The following is a 7,591-nucleotide window of genomic DNA, read 5'->3' as shown; positions in this document are numbered from 1 at the left end:
CCCATCGGCAGCGCGGCAATGAAGTCATGCGCATCGGCCAGCCGGGCGGCGTCTTCGATCTCGGCGCGGGTGACGTCGCGCCCGGCGCCCAGGGCGATATTTTCGGCAATGGGGGCGGAAAACAGCAAGGGTTCCTGCGCGACAAAGCTGATCTGACGGCGCAGCGAGGCCAGCGTCACCGAGGCGATGTCGGTCCCGTCGATCACCACCCGACCCCCGGACGGATCGCGCAGCCTGAGCAGCAGCGTCAGCAGCGTCGATTTGCCGATCCCCGACGGGCCGGTCACGGCCACGCGCTGGCCCGCCGGAATGGTCAGATCCAGCCCCGCCAGCACCGCCCCGCCCCCGTCATAGGCGAAATGCACGTCATGGAATGTGATCTGGCCGCGAAAGGCGGGCGCCTCGGTCGCACCGGGACGGTCGCGGATGGTGGGCACCTGATCCAGCAGATCAAAGACCCGGTCGCCCGCCGCAGCGGCCTTGGCCAGACGGCCCGAATATTTGGCGTATTCGCGCACGGGACGGAACGTGTTCTTCAGATAGGTCAGAAAGACCAGCAATTCCCCCGGCGTCAGCCGCCCCGAGATCACCGCATGCGCCCCGAACCACAGGATCGCGGCGGTCGCGATGCCGACCATGGCATCCACCATCCGCTCCAACGCCGCCGACAGCCGGGCGGCGCGGATGCCGTCGGTCAGGCTGCGGTCATTGGCGCCCCGGAACATGCGGCTGACGGCGCCCTCCAGCCCCAAAGCCTGAATGGCGCGCATCCCGGCCAGCGCCTCGCCCGCGGTGGCGGCGATGGCGCCCTCGCGCTTGCGTTGGGCGCGGCTGGCCTGTCCGATGCGGGTGGTGACCCGGCGCGTGGCCAGCCACAGCAGCGGCAGGGGCACCAGCGCGACCAAGGCCAGCCGCCAGTCCAGCCACAGCATGATCCCGATCATCCCGGTCAGCACCAGCACATTGCCCAGCAAGGGCAGGGTCGCGGTGACGGCGGTATCCTTCAGCATCCCGACATCGCCGACCAGCCGCAGGGTGATGTCGCCCGCACGGGATTTTTCGTGGAAATCGGCGGACAGGCGCTGGACATGGGCAAACAGATCCGACCGCACCCGGGTCAGCACCCGCCCCCCGACCATCGAAAAGACCGTCGTGGCCAAAAACTGGAACACCGCCCGCAGCGCGGTGATGGCGATCAGTGCGCCTGCGCACAGCCCGATCACGGTGGCCACATCGGTGGGCTGTTCGACGCGCAGCACGCTGTCGACGACGAATTTCAGCGGCCACGGCTCCAGCAGTTTCATGATCGTCGCGGCGATCAGGGCGGTCATGCCGCCGGTCAGGATCAACCCCTCGCCGCGCAGATAGGGGCGGAAGCGGCGCATGAGGCCGGTCATGCCGCCACCGCAAGACCCGCCAGCGCCAGCACCCGCCGCGCCACCCGGTCCCAGGTGTGATGCGCCATGACATGCGCGCGCGCCGCCTGCCCCAACGCGTCGCGCAAGGGGGCATCGCCCGCCAGTCGTTCCAGCGCATCGGCCAGCGCAGGGGCGTCGTCGGGGTCGCAGAGCAGGCCAAGGCGCCCGCCCTGCAGCACCGCCTCCAGATCGCCCACGCGGCTGGCGACGATCGGCAGGGCCGCACCCATGTAATCGTACAGCTTGAGGGGCGAGAAATAGAACGGCTGCGCCGCCGAATAGGGCGCCACGCCCACATCCAGACGGGCCAGATGCCGGGCCAGATCGGCATGAGGGACCATGCCCGTCACCTCGGCCCCCACGGCGGCAAGGCGCGGGGCCAGCCGGTCGCGGTCGGGGCCGTCGCCGATGATCAGCAGGCGAGCGGGCATGCGGCGCTGCAGGATCGCCATGGCGTCCAGCAACACGCCGATGTCGTGCCACGGGCGCAGCGATCCCAGAAATCCGACGGTGAAGATCCCCGGCACATGCGGCAGGGCCGGGCGCCCGGCAGGGATGGCATTGGCGATCACCTCGACCCGCTGCGCGCCATGATCGCGGGCATAGGCGGCGACCGCCGTGCTGACAGCCACGACCGTGCCCGCCTGCGACAGGCTGCGCCATGCCGAGGCCAGCGCCATGTCCGGATGCGTCAGGCTGCGGTGACGGGCCTGTTCCTCGATCAGCGGGGCGTTGATTTCCAGAATGGACGGAATGGCCTGGGCCGCCGCATGATCCATCGCCCCATGGGCATAAAGCGCGTGGCGTTCATAGATCAGATCGAACGGCCCCTGCCCCGCCAACAGCCCCGCCAGCGTCTCGTTGGCGGCCAGCAGCGCCGTCGCCCGGTCGCCCCCGTCCAGCGGCACGCAGACGGTGCGGACCGGCAGCGGCGCGTCCCCCTCGATCCGGGGCGAGAACAGCGTCACCTCGGCCCCGAGGTCCAGAAAGGCGCGGACCATCGATTGCACATGGATCGCGGCGCCCTTGGTGCCAAAGACCGCGATGCCGGGATCCATCGAGACATAGGCAATGCGCATCACGCCGCCCCCCGCACGGCGCCCGGCAGGGCCAGCCCGTCAAAGATCGCGCGCAGGGCGGCGGCGCTGCGGGTGACGTCGTAATCGGCCTCGATCCGGGCGCGGGCGGCGCGGGACTGGCGGTCGCGCAGGGCAGGATCGTCCAGCAGCCGCGCCATTTCCTGCGACAGGGACCGCGCGCAGCCCTCGGTCGCCAAAAGGCCGGTCGTGCCATCGACCAGTTCGGGAATGCCGGTGACCGGGGTCGCGACCACCGGACAGCCAAGCGCCATGGATTCCAGCAGCACCGTGGGCATGCCGTCGCGATTGCCGTCATCACCCACCACGCAGGGGCAGGCCAGCACCGCAGCGCCACGCATGGCGGCGATCACCTGCGCCTGCGGCAAGGGCCCGGCCAGCGTCACGCCGCGCAGCTGCGCCGCCGCGATCTGGGCGGACAGTTCCGCCTGCATGTCGCCGCCCCCGATGATGCGGCAGGTCACGGCGCGGCCTTCGGCCTGAAGCATGCGCAGCGCCTCGATCAGGATGTGAAAGCCCTTCTTTTCGACCAGCCGACCGACGGCGACGATCTCGGACGCCCGCGGATCGGGGGCGGACCATGGCAGGGCGTCCAGATCCATGCCGTTATAGATGCGCGTGACCCGGCGGCCAAAGCGGTCGGCCAGATAGCCAAGATTGTAATCCGACACGGTGACCACGGCGGGCGCATCGGTGATCTTCAACGCCAGATTGCGGTTTTCGGCATAGTCCATGAAGATGTCCTTGGCATGCAGGGTCATCGACCACGGAATATCCGCCAGCCGGGCCGCGATCCGCGCCACGGTCGATGCGACGGTGCCGAAATGCGCATGCAGATGCGTCACGCCCCGATCGCGGCATTCCAGCGCCAGCCGCACCGCCTGCGCGATGTCACGGCCCGAAGCCTCGGGGAATTCGGTCAGCCGCTGCCATGCGCCGGGCAGTTCCTGCGCGCGGGCCAGTTGCGGCCAGCTTTCGTCGATGCCCTTGATGCGGTCGGGAATGCGGGTGACAGGAGCGCGCACCCGCGCGATGATATCCTGAAAATGCGTCTCCTCGACCGAGCGCAGGGCAAAGATCTGGATGTCGCGGCCCGCCGCCTCATGGGCCAGAATCTCGTTCACCACGAAGGTTTCGGAAAACCGCGGATAACGCTTGATGACGTAACCGATGCTCATGCCACCGCCTCCAGCATGGCAGGCTGGTCCAGCAGGGCGCGGGCGCGGATCTGCATCCGGTCCAGCCCGGTCATGTCCAGCATCGCCTGACCCAGACCGGCGGCGGGCGTCGGCCCGGCCAGCCATGCCGACAGGCGCGCGGGCGTCAGCTGATCGGGCAGGATCATGCCGATGGCACCCTGCGCGGCCAGACGCTCGGCGCGCAGCACCTGTTCGCGACGCGGCGCGGTGCGGGGCACGATCAGGGTGGGACGGCGCAGCGACAGCGCCTCGGTCACGGTGTTGTACCCCCCCATGGCAATGATCCGGGCGGCACCCTGCATCAGCGGCAGCGGCTCGGGCAAAAAATCCACGATGTCGATGTCAGATCGCGCGGCCACCCGCGCCTCGAGGTGATCCCGGGCGGCGACGGGCATCTGGGTGCCGGTCAGGATGATGCCGCGATGCCCCGCAGGCAGGGTGCAATCGGCAAAGGCCCGGCACAGCGCAGCCCCGTCGCGCCCGCCCCCCACGGCGCACAGCACATAGGGGTCGGACGGGATCGGCATCGGGCAGGTTATCCCCGACAGGCGGGTGCGCTGGTCCAGATAGCCCAGAAAATGCGCATTGGCCGCAAAATCATCGCCAAAGCCGTATTCCGCGACCAGATTGAAGAACGCCGGATCGCCATAGATCCAGACCTCGTCGAACCAGTCGCGGATCGCGGCAAAGTTCCGACGCTTCAGCCATTGCGCGCGGACGGTTTCGGCGGCGTCGATCACATCGCGCAGGCCCAGCACGATCCGGACATGACCGCGTTTGCGCAGGGCGGCCAAAGGCGCATCCAGTTCCGATTGCGCGCCGCGCGGCACATTGTCCACGATGACCAGATCGGGGTCATAGGCCAGCAGCGCGCCCCGGATGATGTCGGACCGCAGCCGCGCCAGCTCGGCCAGTTCCAACCCCAGAGAGCGGGCGTGATAGCTGCCATCGGCGCGCTTGCCATAGGCGGGCAGGGTCAGCACATCGACACCCTCGGGCAGTTTGAACGCCCCCGCCTCGTTCATGCCGGCGATCATCAGCACGTCGGGGGCCGGGTCCATCCGCTTCAGCGCCGCCGCCAGCAGCATGTTGCGGCGCAGATGGCCGAACCCAAGCGTGTCATGGGAATACAGCACGACGCGTTTCTGGCGGTTGGACCGTGCGATGTCGAACGACTGATGCTTCATGACTCTGCTTTCCCGACCATGGATGAACTCTGGACCTACGGCGCGCCGGGGGGGTTTATTCCCGCCGCCCCCGCCAAAAGCGAAACTTTTGTGACGGAGGCTGTGTCTGCCGCGCGCCTGTGCAATGCAGTTCAGTTGAGGATCGTCCCGGAAATCTGCAAATTAGAAGTTTACGAGACTGTCACATCCGGGATGGCGATCGGCGCTGAACTGCCTAGTCTGCGGGCTGTTGCATCACCTGAACGCCACCGGGGCCGCTTATGAAGATCCGCACCAAGCTGCTGGCCAGTCATGGCATTCTGGCGCTGTGCGTGGCGGTCATCTGCGTGTTCATCCTGATCGCGCTGGACACGACCGACCGCAACCGCCGCCGCCTGGAAGACAGCTATGAGCATCTGCGCCAGCTGAACGAGCTGACCTCGGACACGAACCGGATGTCCGAACAGATCGCCGAACTGTTCAGCATCGGCCTGTCCGGCCAGTCCGAGGTGACCGAGGTGTCGCGCGCCCTGCTGACCCGGCTGGATGAATTGCACGTCAGCCTGCGCGCGGAAATCGCCGCCGCCAGCAGCGAGACCCGGCGCCTGCGCGAACAGGAAATGCTGCGCCGGATCGGCATCATCCGCGACCGCACGCAGCAGCTGTCGGATCTGGGCGACCGGCTGGCCGCGATGCTGGCCGCCGGTCAGACCGAGGCCGCCCGCCGCCTCTATGCCGAACGGGTCGAGGATGGTCTGGACGACGAGATCTCGCAGGTGATGCGCGACGCGACGGCGGCGGATGAACGCCGGGTGCTGGACGCGATCGAGCAATGGGACCGGCAGACGGAATTGCTGCGGTTTCTGGCAATCACCGCCGTGGCTTTGGGCACCGCGCTGGCGGTGGGCAGCGCGCTGGTCATGGACCGGCTGGTGTCGCGCCGCATCGCGGCTTTGGCGGATGCGGTGGACGATCTGGCGCGGGGCGGCGGCGGGCGGGCGCCCGGGCGTTCCGCACCGCAGGGCAGCGGCGGCGACGAACTGGGCCATCTGGCGACCCGCTTCGACCAGATGGCGCGCCAGATCGGCAAGCAGCAGGCCGAATTGCTGGCCGCCCGCGACGGGCTGCGGCTGGATGTGGCGGAACGCACCGCCAGCCTCAGCCGCCGCACAGCGGAACTGGAGACCGCGAATGCCCGCCTGACCCGCATCAACGACACCCGCACCCAGTTCTTTGCTGATGTCAGCCATGAATTGCGCACCCCCCTGACCGTGATCCGGGGTCAGGCCGAGGTCGCGCTGCGTCAGCCGCAGGCGGGGCCGGACGATCTGCGCCGCACGATGGGCCAGATCGTGCGCCGCGCCGTGCAGATGGGGCGGCTGGTCGACGACCTGCTGTTTCTGGCCCGGTCCGAGGCCGGGGTGATCGGGTTTTCCTTTCGCGACACCATGATGCAGGAGGTTCTGGCCGAAGTGGTGATGGATGGCGGCCCGCAGACGCGCGAACGCGACGTGACGATCAGCCTGCACCAGCCCTCGGACCCGGTGATGCTGCGCGCCGATCCCGACCGGTTGCGTCAGGCGATCGGCATCGTGCTGGACAATGCGCTGAGCCATGCGCCCAAGGGCAGCACGGTGACGCTGGATCTGCGCCTCCACCGGACCGAGGCGCGGCTGAGCGTCGCCGATCAGGGGCAGGGTTTCTCGGCCGAGGATGGCGACAGGGTGTTCGAACGGTTCTATCGCGGCACCAGCCGGACGGCGCGGCGGGGGGCGGGGCTGGGCCTGCCCATCGCCCGCTGGCTTCTGCAGCAACATGCCGGCCGCATCGCCATCGGTCAGGCCGAAACCGGGGCGCGGGTCGAGATCGCCCTGCCGCTGATCCCGGCCGATGACCGCATTCAGGAACAAGGGGCCACGGATGGATATTCTGATCGTCGAGGATGATCCCGAGATCGCCGAATTCCTGCAACAAGGGCTGCAGATGGACGGCTATGCCCCCCATTGCGTCGCCAGCGCATCCGAGATGCGGGCGGCGATGGACCAGCGCCGCTGGCCTCTGGTCATCCTCGACCGGATGCTGCCCGATGGCGAGGGCGCGCAGATCTGCGCCGATCTGCGCAGCCGCGATGCCGATCAGCTGATCCTGATGCTGACCGCCCGCGATGCGCTGGAGGAAAAGCTGGAAGGCCTGCGTGCGGGCGCCGACGATTACATCACCAAGCCCTTTTCCTTCGAAGAGCTGCTGGTCCGGATCGAGACGCTGCTGCGCCGGGGCAAGGCCCGGCAGGACACGATCACCATCGCCGATCTGTCGCTGGATCTGGCGCTGAAGACCGCCACCCGCGACGGGCGCGATCTGGGCCTGACGCCGACCGAATTCGCACTGCTGCGGTTTCTGGCCGAACGGCCCGGTACCCTGGTCAACCGGATGGAGATCCTGTCGGGGGTCTGGGGCAAAAGTTTCGACCCCAACACCAATCTGGTCGAGGTCTATATCGCCTATCTGCGCAAAAAGGTGGACGGCCCCTTTCCGACCCGCCTGATCCGCAATGTGCGTGGCTTTGGCTATGTGCTGGAGGCCGTCTAGGTGTCACATCCCATGTGATTATACGGCCTCTTCCTGAACAGGTCCGGCCTTTGTTTTTGCCAGTCCTTGAGCGCATCAATGGGCGTTCGGCCCTTCAGCACTGATTGCGGGAGCTGACCGTT

The 7,591-nt window shown here is 68.0% G+C and carries 6 protein-coding genes; 2 read left to right on the top strand and 4 right to left on the bottom strand.

Features of this window, described 5'->3' with window-relative positions; translation table 11 throughout:
- The 4 genes from EG885_RS21185 to EG885_RS21170 form a co-directional block, all read right to left on the bottom strand.
- Window positions 1–1,385: ABC transporter ATP-binding protein (locus tag EG885_RS21185; RefSeq protein ID WP_165571254.1), on the bottom strand; the 1,385-nt coding region annotated here is incomplete at its 3' end.
- 8 nt (window positions 1,386–1,393) lie between these two features.
- Complete coding sequence (locus EG885_RS21180) at window positions 1,394–2,497, bottom strand: glycosyltransferase family 4 protein (RefSeq protein ID WP_131578637.1); 1,104 nt, start codon at window positions 2,495–2,497, stop codon at window positions 1,394–1,396.
- Entirely contained in the window at window positions 2,497–3,693 is a 1,197-nt protein-coding gene (locus EG885_RS21175) for a glycosyltransferase family 4 protein (RefSeq protein ID WP_131578633.1), read from the bottom strand. Before EG885_RS21175 ends, EG885_RS21180 begins: the two co-directional genes overlap by 1 nt.
- Complete coding sequence (locus tag EG885_RS21170; protein ID WP_131578631.1) at window positions 3,690–4,901, bottom strand: glycosyltransferase family protein; 1,212 nt, start codon at window positions 4,899–4,901, stop codon at window positions 3,690–3,692. The genes EG885_RS21175 and EG885_RS21170 overlap by 4 nt, the downstream gene beginning before the upstream one ends.
- Window positions 4,902–5,161: 260 nt before the next feature.
- Between EG885_RS21170 and EG885_RS21165 the strand changes: the two genes are divergently transcribed.
- Both EG885_RS21165 and EG885_RS21160 read left to right on the top strand, forming a co-directional pair.
- Entirely contained in the window at window positions 5,162–6,826 is a 1,665-nt protein-coding gene (locus EG885_RS21165) for a sensor histidine kinase (RefSeq protein WP_165571253.1), read from the top strand.
- Entirely contained in the window at window positions 6,801–7,469 is a 669-nt protein-coding gene (locus EG885_RS21160; protein ID WP_165571252.1) for a response regulator transcription factor, read from the top strand. The genes EG885_RS21165 and EG885_RS21160 overlap by 26 nt, the downstream gene beginning before the upstream one ends.
- Window positions 7,470–7,591 lie beyond the last annotated feature (122 nt).

Source organism: Paracoccus nototheniae, from assembly GCF_004335005.1.
In the GTDB taxonomy this organism is placed as follows: domain Bacteria; phylum Pseudomonadota; class Alphaproteobacteria; order Rhodobacterales; family Rhodobacteraceae; genus Paracoccus; species Paracoccus nototheniae.
The sequence above is the reverse complement of the archived record's forward strand: the minus strand, read 5'-3'. Positions and strand labels throughout refer to the sequence as shown.

Bases quoted from the DNA above. Each gene is read 5' to 3' on its own strand.
- EG885_RS21180 (WP_131578637.1), bottom strand. From the start codon at position 2,497: ATGCGCATTGCCTATGTCTCGATGGATCCCGGCATCGCGGTCTTTGGC.
- EG885_RS21175 (WP_131578633.1), bottom strand. From the start codon at position 3,693: ATGAGCATCGGTTACGTCATCAAGCGTTATCCGCGGTTTTCCGAAACC.
- EG885_RS21170 (WP_131578631.1), bottom strand. From the start codon at position 4,901: ATGAAGCATCAGTCGTTCGACATCGCACGGTCCAACCGCCAGAAACGC.
- EG885_RS21165 (WP_165571253.1), top strand. From the start codon at position 5,162: ATGAAGATCCGCACCAAGCTGCTGGCCAGTCATGGCATTCTGGCGCTG.
- EG885_RS21160 (WP_165571252.1), top strand. From the start codon at position 6,801: ATGGATATTCTGATCGTCGAGGATGATCCCGAGATCGCCGAATTCCTG.